The 17,037-nt window shown below is 56.4% G+C and carries 11 protein-coding genes; 2 read left to right on the forward strand and 9 right to left on the reverse strand.

Annotated elements, in window-relative coordinates:
* Positions 1-72: 72 nt before the first annotated feature.
* From KEC55_RS01035 to KEC55_RS01075, 9 genes are all read right to left on the reverse strand, one after another.
* Complete coding sequence (locus KEC55_RS01035; protein ID WP_282506382.1) at positions 73-2,148, reverse strand: phage/plasmid primase, P4 family; 2,076 nt, start codon at positions 2,146-2,148, stop codon at positions 73-75.
* A 355-nt stretch (positions 2,149-2,503) separates the two neighbouring features.
* Positions 2,504-2,773: a helix-turn-helix transcriptional regulator gene (locus KEC55_RS01040; RefSeq protein ID WP_282506383.1), complete on the reverse strand. Its 270-nt coding sequence runs from the start codon at positions 2,771-2,773 to the stop codon at positions 2,504-2,506.
* Positions 2,774-2,933: 160 nt separating this feature from the next.
* Positions 2,934-3,632, reverse strand: coding sequence for a transcriptional regulator domain-containing protein (locus tag KEC55_RS01045; RefSeq protein WP_282506384.1), 699 nt, complete (start codon positions 3,630-3,632; stop codon positions 2,934-2,936).
* A gap of 446 nt (positions 3,633-4,078) precedes the next feature.
* Positions 4,079-4,672, reverse strand: a complete 594-nt coding sequence (locus tag KEC55_RS01050; protein ID WP_282506385.1) for a hypothetical protein — start codon at positions 4,670-4,672, stop codon at positions 4,079-4,081.
* Positions 4,672-4,965, reverse strand: a complete 294-nt coding sequence (locus tag KEC55_RS01055; protein WP_282506386.1) for a hypothetical protein — start codon at positions 4,963-4,965, stop codon at positions 4,672-4,674. The genes KEC55_RS01050 and KEC55_RS01055 overlap by 1 nt, the downstream gene beginning before the upstream one ends.
* A gap of 1,116 nt (positions 4,966-6,081) precedes the next feature.
* Entirely contained in the window at positions 6,082-9,342 is a 3,261-nt protein-coding gene (locus KEC55_RS01060; protein WP_282506387.1) for a type I restriction endonuclease subunit R, read from the reverse strand.
* A 21-nt stretch (positions 9,343-9,363) separates the two neighbouring features.
* Entirely contained in the window at positions 9,364-10,650 is a 1,287-nt protein-coding gene (locus KEC55_RS01065; RefSeq protein ID WP_282506388.1) for a hypothetical protein, read from the reverse strand.
* Positions 10,650-12,764 (reverse strand): type I restriction-modification system subunit M, encoded by a 2,115-nt coding sequence (locus KEC55_RS01070; protein ID WP_282506389.1) that lies wholly within the window; start codon positions 12,762-12,764, stop codon positions 10,650-10,652. Before KEC55_RS01070 ends, KEC55_RS01065 begins: the two co-directional genes overlap by 1 nt.
* Before the next feature lie 470 nt (positions 12,765-13,234).
* Complete coding sequence (locus KEC55_RS01075) at positions 13,235-13,810, reverse strand: recombinase family protein (RefSeq protein ID WP_282506390.1); 576 nt, start codon at positions 13,808-13,810, stop codon at positions 13,235-13,237.
* Between the two features lie 557 nt (positions 13,811-14,367).
* Between KEC55_RS01075 and KEC55_RS01080 the strand changes: the two genes are divergently transcribed.
* Positions 14,368-15,723, forward strand: a complete 1,356-nt coding sequence (locus KEC55_RS01080) for a DUF262 domain-containing protein (protein WP_282506391.1) — start codon at positions 14,368-14,370, stop codon at positions 15,721-15,723.
* Positions 15,716-16,864 (forward strand): AAA family ATPase, encoded by a 1,149-nt coding sequence (locus KEC55_RS01085; protein WP_282506392.1) that lies wholly within the window; start codon positions 15,716-15,718, stop codon positions 16,862-16,864. Before KEC55_RS01080 ends, KEC55_RS01085 begins: the two co-directional genes overlap by 8 nt.
* Positions 16,865-17,037 lie beyond the last annotated feature (173 nt).

The following is a 17,037-nucleotide window of genomic DNA, read 5'->3' on the forward strand; positions in this document are numbered from 1 at the left end:
GCGCGAGCAACCTGTGAACGCAGGGGGATGGATGAAAGAAGACCGGGGCTAACTACTACCCCGTGCGTCGGGTCAGTCGCGCTTCAGGACGAAGCCCTTCCAGCCATTGAACGCGGCGCGACGAACATGGTGCATTCCACGCTGTTCAAGCTTGGCGTTGAACTTGGCGATCGGCAGGGCCGCGCGTCCGTTGTTGCGGGTGTGTGCCACGTAACTGCGGTACACCTCGTTCGCTCCCTGAATCGGTGCGCCGTTGCGTACAGTGCAACAGGAGCTGAGCCACGAGCGGACGGTGTCCGAGCGCGTCCGCAACTGCTCGGTCGTATGTGTCACTTTGCTGCACGTGCCGAGTTTGCGCGCGTGATACTGTCGCGCCCCCTCGATGAGCCAGTTAAGGATACCCGGCAGTTCGTTGGCGAGCTTCGCGTCGAGATCGGGATCGCAGTCTTCGCCGTTAAAGCGACGCATCAACGGAATAACTCGAATGCGACGCCACATGGCGGCGTTGTCATAGGCGATCTCGGGATCGGAGTTCAGCGACAGCCAGAGCTTGCCGACCGGCGTGAACGTTTCCTGCTCCCCGAAGTTGCTTCGGCCTGTCAACACGTCGCTGCCGCTGAGCTGCTTGACGAATGCTTCGTCAAAACGCTTCTGCCCGTCGAATTCGGTGCAAGCGTACAGGCGCGCGCCCTTCAACGCCATGACCGCCGGGCTCGGCGAGTTCGGATTGCTGGCATACGCGCGTTGCAGTAGATTCGGTGCGACCGTCTTCCCATAGTCGCCGAGAGCCTTCGTGATGGCGCGCAGCAGTACCCCCTTGCCGTTGCCGCCCGGACCGATAATCAGGAAGAACACTTGCTCGCGGGTATGCCCGAACGCGCTATAGCCGAGTGCGCGCTGGACGTACCGGGCGAATTCCTTGTCACCCTCGGTAATGCTGTCGATGAACCTTGCGAACTCGGGGCACTTGGCTTCTGCGTCATAGGCAGCACCACAGCGTTGCGTGATGAAATCGTCGGGGCGAGCGCAGCGATGCTGTCCGGTGACGAGTTCAATCACGCCGTTCTCCACCCCCAGCAGGTCCGGGTTGATATCGAAACGCGAACCTGACGTCTCCATGTCGGCGTCCAGGGAGGCGTGACGCAGGATCGACGTGAGCGAAGACGCTGTCGCCTGACGTTGGATGGACGACAAGAGGCCGCTCTGTTTTTCGGAGCGAACACCGCGCACCGTTTCGATCAGGGCTTCGACCATCGCTTTGCAATGGCGCAGCGCCAGATGCGGCGCCTTCTTCCAGAGGCCGTCGAATACCCACCAAGTAGCAGTACCGTGGTCGAACGCGACCTGGCCTTTGTACGTCGAAACGAACAGCTTCGCGAGATCGGCTTCAGCGGTCGGCACGTCAACCTGCTTGACGCCGCGCGATGACTGGTTCGCGTAGAAGAAGAGCGTCTGCTTCGTAATGCCGCCGTTCGGTTTGAAGTTGCGCCATGCTCGATCTTGCTCCGCCTGATCGAACTTCCCGGGAGCCGTCTTGGACCATTGGTCCCACAGCGCCTTCCCCTGATCGTTCGGCATGAACGAGTGCAGTGCCATGCCGACCGTAAGCCAGATGGGCCGATCCTCGGCGGAAATCTTCTCCAAGGTACCGCGCACTTCTTCGAGGTCGTGCGTTTCGACGATATGCGTCTGCTTCTGCGAAATAGGCCTGCGCTTTGGTTTCATGCCGAACGCACGCTTGAACTCGCTAAACGCGATCGGCTTGAGCGCTTCGCCTTGAGCAACCGAAACGATCCTAACCACATGATTTTGCCCGTTTTTCCGGTTGATCGTGCCCGCGAGTCGCATGCAACGCGTCACGTCGGTCACGTTGAGATCGCCGCCCAGTTTTTTGGCGAGGAACGCCTGCACGTGACGATACACTTCGACCGGGCAACCGGCGACGAGCCAGACCACATGGAAATGGTCGGGCGACGTTTCAGTAACGATGTGCGGCTTGATCGGAAACTGGTCGATGGTATCGAGGGAGACGCCGCCGTCGAGATCGACGAAGAACGCGTTGATACGCGTGACGCGATCTGCCCGGCGGATACCGTCGCGGAACTCGTTCAGGGCGATGCCTACCGCCAAGCCTTGGCGTACTGCCATTACAATCCTCGGGCCGCATGCCTTCAAGTTTCCCGAAAACACCTCAGCATCCCCGACGCGCCCTTTCTCAGGGTAGGCTTGGAAAACGACCGGGCGGGAGCCATGCAGTAATTGCTTATGAAGTTTCAAGTCAGTCTTGTTCATTTTAATGCGTAGGTATCCTATATAAGTGAGGTGGTTCCTTCCCTCTTCGACAAAAAAACGGGCAGGTCGTGAAGGTGGAGGAGGTGGAGGGTTTTTCTGAGTTGATCCGGGGTAAAGCGTAGCTTTTTCTAAGATCAGAAATTGAAAAACACTTCCACTCCTTCCACTCCAGCCGGAGGGATAGCTCTTTTTACAGTTCCGACGGGTTCGCTCAGGTGGTAGCCTGCTCCGAATCACGGGCAGCGATGCAAGACGCGATGAACGCGTCCACTTCGTCCTCGACCCATGCGGACGTGCGGCCACCGGTCGGCTTTACGGGCTTCGGGAAGCGGTCCTGCGCGATGAGTTCGTACATGACCGTATTGGACAGACCGGTGCGTTCCAGCACTTGCTGGCGCTTGAGCAAACGACGGTTAGCGCGGTTGCCGAGCGGGGAGTCTGCCGCAGTTGCGGCACGGGATTGTGCGAGCGGGTAAGCCATATATCCTCCTTGCGAACGATCCGCCACCGCGGCGGATTGCTGAGGATTATTCAGGTCAGGCCCGGCGTTGTCGAAAGGGTTTAGCAGGCCCAGTTAGTGCCGGTCGTCGGCACTAATGGCCCAGGTTAGCGTCGACGACCTCGAAGTCGTGAATAACGTTCTACTTGCGCGGTGGACGATCATCCCCCATTGCGGCGAGAAGCAAATAATCGTTCGTGGCGACGTTCATTGCGTCATCCAAGGAGTCCGTCAATCTCTTTGCGGGTGCTCCCGGACCCCATACGAGTGCGGCCTGCTCAGCAAGAGTGCCAGCTTGAGTTCGTGCGTCGAGAATTTTTAGCTGAAGGAGTAACCGCGGCATTGGCCGTTGTCGACCCTTCTTCGGGACTATCTCTTCGGCTTTGCGCCATTGATCTAGTTGTTTCTCAAGGATTTTTCGTGCGGTCTCGACCTGCGCGTCGAGAATCCTATCGTCTGCAAGGGCAAGACGCAGATCGAAACGAAGGGCGAGCTGCCCGGGTTGGATTGTTACCGGACGGGTCCAGCGACCGTCACGTTGGCGTTGAGGTCGGATCGTTGATACAGCTTTTGAGATGAACATCGGCTCAGTAGGTTCGCCGTTGCCAGACTTGAACGGCTCGTCATAGTGCTTGAACTCAGCCAACCCAAATTTTCTGGCGATGGCCCGCTTCTTTTGCGGCGTCGCGTCTTCGTCAAGTCCATCGCACGCCGCTCGGAATCCGGCGTTGCGCAGCAAAAATTCCCAAGCCCACCGCTTGTTGGTCCACGTTTCGTGGCCTTCATATCTGGCCGGATCGAGTGGAGGCAGTGGAAGCGAATCGTTCTTTTGTCGGGGCATGGCGTGTTCGCAGGCAAGGTCGAGCGGAAGTTGTGATTATCACCTCGCTTGCATAGCCGTAGTGCGCCGCCGAGCAGCAGCGCGTTGAAGTCACGCGGGCGTACGAACGAACGGCCGCATTCATATCACGCGCCGTTTCGGCGGACATGGTCCGGGTGTGCCGGATCGAGGCGGACAAGTCGCAGGAGGAACTAGCGCTACGAAGCGCGTCTTGACGGGACACGCGTCAGTGTTATCGAACGCGGGATTTGCAATCCCACGATCGAGACACTGGCGACCGTCTGCTACGTACTAGGGATCACGCTCTCAGGCCTCTTCGAACCGCTAAAACTGGCGTTCAAGTCCTCTGGCGAACATTGCACGGATTCAGCACCACCGCCAAAACGCAGGCCGTTGCGGTAGCTACGGCGGCTTTCCGCTTCGGATCGACATCGCGCCCGCGAGCACTACCTTGCGGCGCTCGAACGCTGGGCGTATTCGGCCTTCCTGCCGCGTCCTGTTGGCCAGGTCAATCGCGCGTTGTAAACCGCAAGGATTGGCTCGGTCTCAGCGGAATCAATCAGCAGCAGCGTGTGCCCTTCGAAGGTCCGGCTGGTCTGCCGCCCTTCGATGCCTACTGCGAGTACCGCATGCAAGGTCGCCCGATGTAATTCGCGCCACGTCACGATCACCGGTCGTCCATGTAGCACTTCGCGCTCACTGAATCGGAGGACGTGCGCATGCGTTCCTTCGTAGACGGTAGATCGCAATCCCCAGTTGAGCTCCCGGATTAGCGTTTGCAGTTCGTCTAGCGAAATTCCGGTGTGCCAGAACGGTGCCGCTTTTCTGACATATTCGGCTTCGCGACTACTTCGCCGCGACAGCGCACGTAGCGGGTTTGTCACGCACCCATGCATCGCTAACGCCATTGCTGCCGCATGCAAGGCGCACGTCGAATCGAAACTGCCCTGGAAGCTGAAGGTCGGAACGTTCGAACCAACAATCGTGAGGCGACGTCCGGGCCGCAAGGCGGGATGAAGTTTCTGAACGGTAGACTCCATCAATATTCCTCCGGCATGATCAGGGTCGTCACGCGCCGATCAGCCTCGGTGATGATCCATACTCGCTCACGTCTATCGCCCAGTTCATAGGCCGAAAGAAGGCGCATTCCGTTCGTAACGGCCAGATCGTTTGAGCGAGCATCGGCGAGGCAGACGGCTCCCCAGTCCCCGCACTGATGCTTACGCAATAGCTCGGCCGCGTTGGTGCCGATTCGGTCGAGAAGGTCGAGCGCGCCCGGCGTCGCCACCGTTCGGCCGAGAGAGAAAAGAGGTGTAGGATTTTTCCTGTTCATAATCAGGCATCCTTAATTATCAAGGCGAGCGTTATCGCCGGATGGATATCCGGTGAAAAGCTCAGTAGGTGGGCAAAGCGAAAACGCGAGGCTACTGCAGTGCGTTTCAGGAACGTGACGATGCTGCGGGTGTGATTTGCAAGGCGCGTCGGCGCGTAGCGCTCAGGCGGTGGAGAAAATCACGCAAGCAACGGAGAGGTCGACATGTCGGGAGCGGAGTTTGACCAAATACGGGCGGGAATCACCCGAAAACGCCGGTCTGGCAGAAAAAATGTAGCACAGACCGGCCAGACGCGCCAAAGGGGCAGATCAAATATGCGCAAATCGGTAACTTCTACCCCTATTACCAATTCTAGGGACTTTCGCCCGCTCTCCCGGCGTCGAGAATCCCCTTCCGGCCCGTTTTCCGGCCCGCGGGCGGCTTCGTGCGACCCGGCCAAGGGTTACGCGGGTCCCGCCCCGGCGGTCGCTATCAGGGCCGCGCTTCTCAATTTGAAAGCTTTGTAATGTGCGGTACGCCGTAACAATCGGCGTTTCCTGGCCGTTTCGGGGGCTGGATCGGCGTGCTTTGCTCATTTTTTAAGCAAATTGACCCATTTCAGGCGCTTGGCACTGCGAAACCTTTAGTTGAAGTGTCCCTGGCCGCCCGGACGCGACACTTTCAGATGCTGCTACTTTTAACTCGTCGTGAATGCGCTGGTCGAATATTGCCTCAGTCATATGAGTTCCCGATTTTGTGTTTTCGGCTTGGTAGGTGCTATTCGTTGATCCAGAGCGGTGATCCTAGCATCACGTTAGCGTGGGGGTAACGGTGAGTTGATGCTGCCGGGTCGCTACTCCGACGGATTAGACAACGCTCAGCGTCGGGAGTCGGACAACCGATTGCTATGTTGGAGCCGTCGCCGGAACGTAAGGACTGTCGTTCGAACGGCAGCCTGGAGTTATGAGCCAGCGTTCGTAGTTGGCCGCGTGCCGCCTCACGCAATGTGCACACTTACCCCAAGCGGTCGGTGGCGATTCACAAATAAACGGTCGCGAAACTGATAACAGCGGTCAGTCGTAACCAAAACAATACGAGACCTCGATTGCGGGCCTCCGTTTTCTTGCGCTAGAGTATCAAGCGGCCCAACGACGATGGTGGTTCGCGTAATCAACTGCAAGATCGAAAACGTTGTCGCACTTCTGCTTAAACGTGGCTCGGTCGTAGCTCTCTGGGAGTGCCTCATCGAGCACACGCTCGATTTCCGACCGTACCTGTTGCATGGACTGACGATCCTTGAACCAGTCCTGCACCAACAGCTTGGGATACTCCTCGACCAAACGCTTCAACAAGCGCTTAGCCGAAAGCTTCACGCGCTGTATTTCCTCCTGGGTCATCGTATCCTTCTTCAACAGATCGAACAGCTCAAGCTCATCCTCGCTGAGGCCTTCGCGAATGTGGCGCTCCGCCTCCTCCTTGAGCGCCTCGGCAAACGCCGACAGTTCCTCGTAGTAGTTCTCCGTTGCGGTCGCACCGGAGTTGTACGCATCGATCACGGTCTGCAGTCGCTGCAAAAAATCGATACGTGTCGTGTTCTGCGCCAGCATCTCGGCCAGCTTTTTTTGAAGGAAAGCCCGCAGATCGGCGATGGCGATATGTTTAAAAGGCGCCTGCTTGAATTCCTCACGCAGTTTTTCCACATTAACCTTGCTCAAGTCCCAAGTCTTGCCACGCTGGACGATCTGGTATTCCGCCTGGAACTGCTTGGCCTCGAAGACCTCGGCGTTATCCACCACCACGCTCTCATCGAGCAAGGCAGAGAGTCGCAGTACCGCATTGTCTACGTCCGTCTGTTCGACAATGCTGTCCATTACGCCGCGCAGGTATTGGAAGGCCGAGACCACCCGCCCCTTCCCCTGCCCCAGCACCTCTGGCTTACACGCCTCATAGAGGCTGCTTATAGTGTTTTCATAGACGTTGAAGGACTTGCGCAACTCATCCGTCGCCAGCAAGGTGTCGGCAAACACGTTGAATTGGCCCAGCTTCTCGAAGACATCGCCACGACCAAGCACCCCCCGAAGATTGACGTCCTGTGCGTCGCAAAACACAAGTCCTTGGGCAATGGCCTCATCGAGCAAGGCGAACAACTCCTGCTTGTTGCGGACGGGCATGTCTTCCTCGTCGTCGCCCGGTCCGGCGGCGTAGTCCTTCAACGCCCGCTTCATGCGACGGAACACGTTGTAGTAGTCCACGATCTCGCCGTTGCGCTTCGCAACCCCATTAATCTCATGGCCGGTCACGCGGTTGGCGCGGGCGATGGTCTGCATCAGCGTGTGGCCCTGCATGGGCTTGTCCAGATACAGGGTGCTGACCGTCGGTGCATCAAAGCCCGTCAGCCACATGGCGCAGACGAAGACCAGCTGCAGTGGATGCCCCGGGTCCTTGAAGTTGAATTCGATGTCGTGGCCATGCTTATCGAGCCGGTTCATTCGTTCGCGATGCGGCTTGATGTTGAGGCCGAGTTTTTCGAACTTCTCGTTCTCGCCCGCTTCCTCGCTGACCACGACGGCCATCTCAACATCGCGCATCCAGTCCCGGATTCGCTTCAGGCGTAGGCGTTCGATGTCATTTTGCGTCCCGTTGATGATGCCCGTGAGCTTCTTGATCTCGTCTTTCCACAGCGCCTGCACCTTGTCGTACATAGTCACGGCGGTGAACTTGTCGACCGAGATCACGATTCCCTTGCCCAAATAGCCCCGGCGTGGAAAGTGATAGACGATATCGCGGGCGATGGTATCCAGTCGGTCGTCTACCTTAATCACCGCCATTTCCTGGGCGAAGCGCTTTTCGAGCTTCTGTTGTGCGGCCTCGTCGAGGTTCTCGTCCTCGACGATTTCGGCGAACTCCTGATTGAGGTCATCGTTCTGGATGAGCACTTCCGGCACGCGCTTTTCGTAGAACAATGGCACCGTAGCGCCGTCCTCCACGCTTTGCTGGAAGTTGTACTCCGAAACGTAATCGCCGAACCAGGCGTTGGTCTTGCGCTCTTGGCCCAGCAACGGCGTGCCGGTGAAGGCGAGGTAGGCGGCATTCGGCAGACCCGCCCGCATGTTCTCGGCTAAGCCAGCATATTGCGTGCGGTGGGCTTCGTCGACAATCACCACGATGTCGTCGCGATCCGACAGCAGCGGGTAGTCCTTACCCTTGTCGTAGCGGAACTTCTGGATCAGCGTAAACAGCACACGCTTGTTCTTGCCCAGCATTTCGCGCAACTGGGGACTATTGGTTGGCCGCACATCGTCCTTCGGGCCGATCACACCGGTGTGCAGGAAGTTGCGGTAAATCTGGCCATCGAGATCGTCGCGGTCGGTCACCACCACGAAGCTGAAATTGCCCGTGAGCTTGCGGAAAATCTTGCGGGTGTAGAACACCATCGAGAAGCTCTTGCCCGAACCCTGGGTGTGCCAGAACACCCCCAGCTTGCCTCGTAGCTCACTGCGGCGGACAAATTGGGCGAAGGCGTTGTTGACGCCGATGTACTGGTGGTTTTGCGCGATCACTTTCTGCGTTTCCCGATAGAACACGCAGAAGTTCTCGACGTAATCCAGCAAGCGTTCGGGCATAAGCAAGCCGAGCACGGCTCGCTCCACGCTCAAGCCCTGCTCGGCGATGGTCTTGCGGTCCAGCGCCTCCTTTTCATCATCCACCCGCAGCCAGGAGAAGAAATGCTCCCACTGGGCAGTCAGACTGCCCACCTTGGTTTCGATACCGTTGGACAGAAGGCACAAAGCATTGGCCACGAAGAGCTGCGGAACCTCTGCCTTGTACGTGGTGAGGTTGTCGTCGAAGGCGGCCCGCAGCTTGACGTTGCTGTTCTTAAGTTCGATGAAGACCAGGGGAAGCCCGTTCACATAGAGCAGTACGTCCGGGCGGCGGTAGCCAAACTCACCCCGTATCCACAACTGACTGACGGCCAGATATTCGTTTCGACCGGCTTTAGGGGCGGATTGATCGAAGTCGATCACCTTCAAACGCTCAGTCACCGTCTGCCCTGCCTGGGGCCCGTGCTCGGGCTTGTAGGTGACGGGCACGCCATCGCGGATCAGGCCATCCATCTCGCGATTGGCGGCCACCAGACTCATAGCCGTGCGGGGCTGCAGCAACTCGCCCATGGCCTGATCCACCGCATGGGCCGGGACTTGGGGATTGAGGCGCTCGACCGCTTCGCGTAGCCGGTCGGCCAGAATCACCTCGCGCTTGTCGCCGCGCCCCGAGCCGTCGTTGAGGTCATCGCGCTGGGCGGTGTAGCAGTTCAACGCATCGAAGCCGCACAAGTGCTGCAGGTGCTGGATCAGCCCCTGCTCGATGTCGTCTTCCGAGATGAAGTTCTTTGCCACCCGTTTCCCCCTGTTCCGTCCTTAAGTAGCCTGCACCAACTCCGCCTTCATGCTAAGCGGATATGTTATATCGAGGTGATCGACGCGTAGCCTGCAGGAGATGAGGCGGGGTAGTAACGATTTGGCTTGCTCAGCCAGTATCTCGCTTACCTGGATTAGGGCTGCCATCTCATCCAACATGGGCCTGACTACTTTGATGAACGCCTCCAAAAGGGCATCACTCGGCGTTGACACCTTCAGTTGCTTCAAGAAATCCCAATCCGCTCTAGGCATCTTGGTTCCCTTAGATGCAGTGTTGGCCAGATCGATAAACGTCTCACTGAATATGGTAAACAGAGCAAACTCTCTATAAAGTTCTTTCTTTGCTCTAAGAATCAAGCTGTCGGTTGATGAGATGCCATCGAAATGCGCCAGCGCGACTTTGTGCAGATAGGGGCGAATCTTCGAGAAGAGAATATCGCCACGAGCGAATGCTAACTTGCTACTGTCGACGGACTCGGGGGCGCCGAACATGGACAATGCCAGGGACTTTCTCGAGATATGCTCCAACCCAACATATCTTGAGTAATCTAATAAGTCGCTCTTCTTGACAGGCTTCTTAACTTCACCGACTAAGCTACTCAAGGGCAGGCTAAACCACCCTTTAGGTAGACCCTTGTCAAGCGGGCAATCTGCGTGACCAGGAAACCGCATCCGCACAAACCACTCACGGTAGATTCCTTCTGCCATAGACTCCAGCAAAGCAATGCGGTGCTGGTTGTTGGCGATCAGTTCATCGTAGGTCGCGAGAATGGCCGCAATCTTCGGTTGCGCGTCGTTGTCGTGAAGCCGCAGGCGAGTCTTCGTCCGGAATGCCGTGAACTGAAACCTCGAAACCCCCGTGTGTTGAAGATTGAATACCCCCATGTACCCGGAAGCATAGAGAGCCTGAAGCACGTAGTAGAGGTAGGCTGGATGTACCTTGCTGCGATCTACGCGCAAGTGGCGCGCGAAGCTGGAGCACAACACCGGGCGCAACCCGCGAGAAGCCAGGAAATTCTCTGTGATCAGTGCAGTCCGGCCGGTTGATTGTTTCGCTGTGCCTCCAGCGGTTTCAATCAAGATGTCGCCGGCCTTGAGCTTCTTGCGCTCCGCCAGATGCTCGGGAATCCAGCGCTGCGGCAACTCGATGGACGGCGAATGGAGATCGGCGAAGTCAGTCCCCCGAATCACGTCGCACAAGACGTGACCCGGAGTCTCCTGGCCTTCACCCCATTCACCGTCCTTCGTTTCGAGCAAGAGATCAGAAAAGATAATCGGTTCCTTCATCACCGCGCAGGCTCCTCTCCAAGTAGCGCAGCCACGTTGCAACGAATGACCTCTTGAAGTTGCAGGGCAGTGTCGTTCAACTGCTGAAGTTGATCGCGAGTCTCCGCAAAGTCGCTCAAAAACTCCTCTTCTGTCTTGCCGTCCTCCTCGATTACCACCCCAACATAACGCCCCGGGTTCAATGACCAATCCTGCTCCTCGATCTCCTCCCTGTTGGCCAGCTTGCACAGGCCCGTCACGTCTTCATAGTTGGCCTTGGGGAAGCGCTCATGCAGCCAGCTCACGTGCTGGTAGAACAGTTCGGCCGCCTTCAGCTCGTCATGCAAAGCTTGCACGGCATCCTTCACCGCCTTCGTCTGGCGGTTGCCAGCGACGCGCTTACCCTCTGCCTTAGCGGCTTCGGCCTTGCGTTTGTCCATCTCGCGGATGGCCTTATCCAGCGCTTTTACCGCCGCATGCAGGCCGTCGAAAAATGAGGAGAAGCGGGCCCGTAGCTGGTGCTGGGCGGCGTTGCGGTCTTCAATGCCATGCTTCTGGCCTCGGGCGCGTTCGTGCTGGGCTTGGGCCTTGCCCAAATCATCTAACTGCGCCCATTGGGCTTCGAGGTGCGCAATGGCATCCCGGGCGGCTTGGGTGGCTTTTTCGTCGGCCTCTTCGGCCAGCACGGCCAGCAAGCGCTGGTTCAGGCCAGGCAGGTGTTCTGCGGCCTCATGCAACTGCGCCATGCCTTGGCGCAGATAGCGGTCCACCAGGTCTACGAATTCCTGACGACGGCCCTTGTGCAGGCGCGGGATGATGGCGATGTTCTGAATCTGCTCGTCGCTCAGTTCGCGATGCGCCCGATCTACCTGGGTGAAGATGTTGCGGGCATCGATGAACAATACCCGCTCGTCGGTTTTGCCCTTGTCGAAAAACCAAAGGGTGGCCGGCAGCGTGACGGTGTAGAACAGGTTGGACGGCAGGGTGAGCATGCCGTAGATCAGGTTCTGCTGGATCAGGGTCTGGCGAATCTCGGCTTCCGAATGGCGTGCATCTGAGGCCGAGTTGGCCATGACCAGGGCCGCGCGGCCACCTTCATTTAGCGAGGTGGCAAACAGGTTGATCCAGAGGTAGTTAGCGTTAGGCACCGTATCAACGGCCTTTTCCTTGCCGTCTTTTTCTTTCTTGCCCTTGGTCTTGTTGCGTGGCACGCCATAGGTGTTGAAGCGCCTGTCCTCCTCCACGGCATCCAGCGTCACGTCGTCCACGTTGAAAGGCGGATTGGCCATCACGTAGTCAAAGGCACCAAAGGCGTTGAACGGGTCTTCGTAATAAGTGTTGGCCTGCTTGATGTCGCCGCGCAGGTTATTTACGGCCAGGTTCATCTTGGCCAGCTTGACAGTTTCCAGGGTCTTTTCAGTGCCGCAGACGTACACGTCCAGATCGGCGGCCTTGTCGGCCTGATGCTGGTGGATGAACTCGGCCGACTGGACGAACATGCCGCCAGAGCCGCAGGCAGGGTCGTAGACCTTTCCACCATGAGGCTCGATGATTTCGGTCATCAGCTTGACGACGGAGCGCGGGGTGAAGAACTCGCCCCCGCCCTGACCTTCGCTGAGAGCGAAGTTGGCGAGGAAGTATTCGTAAATTTGGCCGAATACGTCGCCCCCGACATCCACCGGAATATCCGAGAAGAGCTTGAGCAGGTCCTTTGGGATGCCCTTGTTCTTGTCGCTGCGGGTAAAGCGGTCGTATTCCTCCTGGGGCAACACGCCCAGTAGCTCGGGTTTGCTCTTTTCGATGCTAGCCATGGCGCGGCGGATGGCCTTGGCGACGTTCTCCTTCTCGGGTAGTTGGAGCAGATAGTCATAGCGGGCGTAGTCCTGCAGGAAGAAGCCGCATTTTTCGATGGCGACTTCCTCTAGGTCCTTTTCGCGCCGCGTGCCTTTGAGCTTGTCGTATTCCTGCCGGATGGCCGCCTCGTGCTGGCGGTATTTGTTGTCGGCAAACTTTAGGAAGATCAGGCCCAGCACGGGAGTGCTGTATTCGCTAGCCTTTAGGTCGGAGTTGGCGCGCAGCTTGTCAGCGGCAGCCCAGAGGTCGCGCTCCAGTTTTTTGAGTTGCTCTCTATTCATGGGTAGTCGTTGCCTGTAGCTCAGATTCATTTTCGGCTGAGCGGTAGGAGATGATACACATTTGCTAGCAGCAATCGATGATCCAATGACAGGATTGGACGAGCTGTAAGAAATGGTACTTTGGCCATTCTCAGAGGGAGAGCGGACCTTGGAGTGACAGCTATCTGGCATGGGTGGCTGGCTGCTCCTGGCCGAACTCAGCCTGACGGTGTAAGTCACTCGCCGCAAGCGATCATTGGTACTCGGGCGGCGTTCGCCGCCCCTCACAGCGATCATCATCGCGGATATGCGTGTGGATCATATGGGTACACAGTAACGGCCCAGGCTCCGGGGCCGCCAACCCTGGATCAATAGAATCAACCGGGTGCGACCAACACGGTGGAGCTGATCCACCAATTCCAATGATCCCAATCGACGTCCGCTGCACACAAGGTATTCGGCCCGAACTGGCGCGCTAAAGGGCGCTCCGGTTAGCCATGCTGCGCTACTTTCAGGATGGTCGGGTGCGAAACGGCATATTCTTTCGCCAGCCCGCGGGCTGTTGCGCCCGCCGCAAGCTTCATCTGAATCTCCGCCTTTTGCTCTGGGGTTAGTGCGTCTCTACGCCCAAGCTTCTTTCCTTCGGCTTTTGCCCGCGCCAGCCCTGCGTGTGTGCGTTCGATGAGCAAGTCGCGTTCGAACTGCGAGACAGCGGCGAGTACCGTCATGTGTAGCTTGCCGGATGCGCCGGTCAGATCGACCCCTTTGAGTGCCAGGCAATGCACACGAACACCCAGCGCGGCCAACCGGTCAATGGTCGCGACCACGTCGGTCGTATTGCGGCCCAGCCGGTCCAGTTTGGTTACTACCAGTGTGTCGCCCTCGTCCAACCGTTCCAGCAACTTTGAGAAGCCGGGGCGCTCCGCAGTGGGTACGCTGCCCGAAATCGTCTCCGCAATCGTATGGCGCGGCTGGATGGCAAACCCGGCCCCTTCGGCTTCGAGTAGCTGGTTGTCGGTGGTCTGCTCGGCGGTGGACACGCGAGCGTAGAGGAATGTGCGGGACATGATTTCCTCTCGGTAAACAAACGTGGAAATCAGTGTAAGCGGTAATCATTATGTTTACAAGGGATTGTTTACCGCTGCCCGGGCGACTCTCCGGACGGTAAGAAACCGGACGTTTTTCTACCGATAACGACAGCATTGTCTCCGTCGGCACAAGTTGTGCCGACGGAGACACGCAAGTACTAGCTGGCTACGAACGAGGGACTGCGCATGCTTCCCGAGACGAAGAAACGGACACCGCAGACCGCACCCTCGGTGGCAGAATCAGTCGAAACCTGCAGGCGCGCAAGAGGCAAGTGGCGTAAGCTTAATAGCCTCTTGCATCCCCAATTTCGGATTGATTGGGCATCTAGTTGATAGAGCCGGCCACGGGCTCAGCGGAGGCGGCGGCAAACTCGATATGCCCGCTGCGGGGTTGATGTGACCGTTGCAGCAACAGGAAGGATTCGGACAAATAGTGTGTTGGCCCGGCGGTAAAATATCCTCACTCACTCGCAACACTTGCTTCTACATATCGGGCGAGAGTTCGCCGGACGTAGGGACGGATTTTGGAAGATCAAATGTCGACACTGCACGATACAGCGATAGATAAATTGGAACTTGATGGAGTAAGCGCCCGGCTTGTTCGGGCCATCAAGCAGCACGCGACCATCGATATCCATCAACTGAGCCTCATTGAGGGCCCGGACTTGGCCGGCGAAGTCGGCATACCAAGCTTCGACGAGATTCTGGATCGGCTGTTGCAAGCAGGCTGGATCGTGCGCAATGGCGACATGTTGAGTTTGAGTGAGAAGGGGGAAGTAAGCTTCGCTGATGCAACCACGGAAGCTTCTACCGAGGAAGAAGTTATAGGTCTCGACGATGGACCGACGAAACCCTACGACGTAGCAAAACTCAAGGTCGAACAACGTACTCTGAGTGTTTTTCAGGCGCTTCGAAAGATCGAAAAAAAAGAGATCATACTGAATCCCGATTTTCAGCGCGCGTTTGTATGGGATGCCGTAAGACAAAGCAGACTGATAGAATCAATTTTGATACGCATCCCTCTGCCAGCGTTTTATTTGGACGCAACGGATGCCGTGCAGTGGAATGTTGTTGATGGATTGCAGCGCCTCAGTACGCTTTATCGCTATTGCCGTGGCGTAAGCTTTCCTCTCACAGGTTTGGAATTTCTCGTTGAGCTCACAGGAAAAAAATTCTCAGAGCTTCCTCAGAAATATCAGGTCATGATTGAGGACGATACGCAGCTAATCTTCAATAACCTGTTGCCCGGAACTCCAGCAAAAGCCAAATTTACGATTTTCTCGCGAGTGAATACTGGAGGAATGCAGCTGACTGCTCAAGAGATTCGGCATGCACTAAATCAGGGGCCAATTACCAATTTGCTGGGGCGAATCGCATTGAGCGCCAAATTTTTGGAGGCGACAGATCGTGCAGTTGACTCCCGGCGAATGTCAGACCGCGAACTGATTTTGCGAACTTTGGCATTTTCGCAATTCGGCCTGGCGAAATATCCGGAGTTCGGCGATCTTGATGCTTTTTTGGTCGATGCTATGGAGACATTTAATGAATTCTCCAAAGCGCAACTCGCTCAGGTTGAAGCAGAATTCTTCGAATCCTTGGGCAAGGTGAGAGCAATCTTTGGACGTTATGCCTTTCGGAAATTCTATGAGCGGGGCGGCCGGCGAAGCCCCCTCAATAAGGCCTTGTTTGAGGCATGGTTATCGAATGTTCGGGGATATTCGCACAATACATTGGTGGCAAACCGAGAAAAAATTATCGATCTGTTTGTGGATGCAATGAACAAGGATGGATTGTTCGTCAATTCCGTAACTTACGGGACAGGCAAAGTTAGCGCCGTCAGGACACGTTTCAATAAAATAAAAGGCATTGTTGAGGAGGCTCTCGGTGATTAACGAAGCTACTGTCAAAGGCTTTAAAAGTCTTAAAGATGTAGAATTCGATCTGGGAAATTTGAATATACTTGTCGGCGCGAACGCTAGCGGAAAATCAAGTTTTCTACAAGTGCTGCTATTGCTTCGTCAGTCGAGTACTGCGGAAGGTGTTGTGCCATCGCTGCAACTCTCTGGCGATCTTTTTGAGGGAGGTACGGCTACTGATGTCTTACATCCCGAGGCTGAGCGGAAAATTGAGGTCGTCATTCGCGAAGGACGAGATGCCACGAGCTTCGTATTTGAGGCGCTACGTAGCGACGCCGACCCGAACCCGCGAGTACTATCGTGCGGGGCGACTTCTGACTCAAAGCTTCCCAAAGGGTTATATCAACGTGGGGGCGCATTTTGCTACCTAAATGCGGAGCGTTTAGGGCCTCGTGTCAGCTATCCACTTCCTCCTGCAGAAGCCAAACTTAGCGGGTTTTTGGGGAAGCACGGAGAATTCACAACGGCCTTTCTCGCACGTGCTCATGCTTCGAACCTTACAGTCCCAGGCTGGGACAGTCAGCTAAATGCGTTGGCTGCTGTTGGAGAGGGAATCGACCAAGCTGATATATCATTTGCACAGAGTCAAATGAGTGCGGTAGCGAACATTCTGCTTGCATGGGTTATTCCTGGTGCATCCTTCGATGCGAGTGAGCATTCCGCTATGGATATGGCCCAGTTGGGATTTACGCGTGATGCAAAGGGCACGAAAAGCAGCGTGCGCCCAACTCATATCGGTTTCGGTCTTTCGTATACGCTTCCAATTATCACTGGACTTCTTGCAACCCCGAAGTCGGGAATGTGTATTGTGGAAAATCCAGAGGCTCATTTACATCCATTTAGCCAATCCCGTATGGGCTCGCTCCTAGCGGCTGCCGCTGGGAATGGCATACAGCTGTTTGTTGAGACTCACAGTGACCATGTCGTAAATGGAGTCCGACTTGCGGTTAAGAACAAATTAATCGACGCCTCCGATGTTCGCATATTTTTCTTTGAAAAGGACCCTGATTCTGATAGCACGTCATTGACAACACTTAAGGTCGACCAGGATGGTGCTCTAAGCGATTGGCCCACAGGTTTTTTTGATCAAATTGAGATTGACCTGTCGAGGCTATGACAAAAAATAATACGATTTCCGTATGTATAGGCCCATTGTCAGCTAATCGGCACTGCAAAAGTAGAGAAGAAGTGCAGGCCGCTTTTAATGCGATGATTGGATGCATTAATGCCTTGTTGCCAGCGCTAAGTGTTGGTGCTGCTCAGTTAATATATGACTGGACGACCGATGGT

Origin of the sequence: Burkholderia cepacia (assembly GCF_029962485.1) — a bacterium.
Lineage (GTDB): Bacteria > Pseudomonadota > Gammaproteobacteria > Burkholderiales > Burkholderiaceae > Burkholderia.

Excerpts from the sequence above, each read along its gene's own strand:
- KEC55_RS01075 (WP_282506390.1), bottom strand. The coding sequence starts at position 13,810 with ATGTCCCGCACATTCCTCTACGCTCGCGTGTCCACCGCCGAGCAGACC.
- KEC55_RS01035 (WP_282506382.1), bottom strand. The coding sequence starts at position 2,148 with ATGGCAGTACGCCAAGGCTTGGCGGTAGGCATCGCCCTGAACGAGTTC.
- KEC55_RS01070 (WP_282506389.1), bottom strand. The coding sequence starts at position 12,764 with ATGAATAGAGAGCAACTCAAAAAACTGGAGCGCGACCTCTGGGCTGCC.
- KEC55_RS01050 (WP_282506385.1), bottom strand. The coding sequence starts at position 4,672 with ATGGAGTCTACCGTTCAGAAACTTCATCCCGCCTTGCGGCCCGGACGT.
- KEC55_RS01045 (WP_282506384.1), bottom strand. The coding sequence starts at position 3,632 with ATGCCCCGACAAAAGAACGATTCGCTTCCACTGCCTCCACTCGATCCG.
- KEC55_RS01080 (WP_282506391.1), top strand. The coding sequence starts at position 14,368 with ATGTCGACACTGCACGATACAGCGATAGATAAATTGGAACTTGATGGA.
- KEC55_RS01040 (WP_282506383.1), bottom strand. The coding sequence starts at position 2,773 with ATGGCTTACCCGCTCGCACAATCCCGTGCCGCAACTGCGGCAGACTCC.
- KEC55_RS01055 (WP_282506386.1), bottom strand. The coding sequence starts at position 4,965 with ATGAACAGGAAAAATCCTACACCTCTTTTCTCTCTCGGCCGAACGGTG.
- KEC55_RS01065 (WP_282506388.1), bottom strand. The coding sequence starts at position 10,650 with ATGAAGGAACCGATTATCTTTTCTGATCTCTTGCTCGAAACGAAGGAC.